This window comes from Tenacibaculum sp. MEBiC06402 (assembly GCF_049239625.1).
Lineage (GTDB): Bacteria > Bacteroidota > Bacteroidia > Flavobacteriales > Flavobacteriaceae > Polaribacter.
The window spans coordinates 1-370 of the sequence record NZ_JBMKKT010000008.1; the positions used below are offsets into that span (position 1 = coordinate 1).

A 370-nucleotide genomic window follows, 5' to 3' on the forward strand; every position below is an offset into this window, starting at 1 on the left:
ACAGGTGCTACGGGTGAAACTGGAGCAACAGGAAGTACAGGTGCTACGGGTGAAACTGGTGCTACAGGAAATACAGGTGCAACGGGTGAAACCGGAGCAACAGGAAGTACAGGTGCTACGGGTGAAACTGGTGAAACTGGAGCAACAGGAAACACAGGTGCAACGGGTGAAACTGGTGCTACAGGAAATACAGGTGCTACAGGAAGCACGGGAGCTACAGGTGAAACTGGAGCAACAGGAAGTACAGGAGCGACAGGTGAAACTGGAGCAACAGGAAGTACAGGTGCTACTGGTGAAACTGGTGAAACTGGAGCCACAGGAAACACAGGTGCAACAGGAAATACAGGTGCTACGGGTGAAACTGGAGCGA

General features: G+C 52.2%; 1 protein-coding gene. It reads left to right on the plus strand.

What is annotated here, in order from left to right:
* Positions 1-370: hypothetical protein (locus ACOSP6_RS00050; protein ID WP_422095659.1), on the plus strand; the 370-nt coding region annotated here is incomplete at both ends.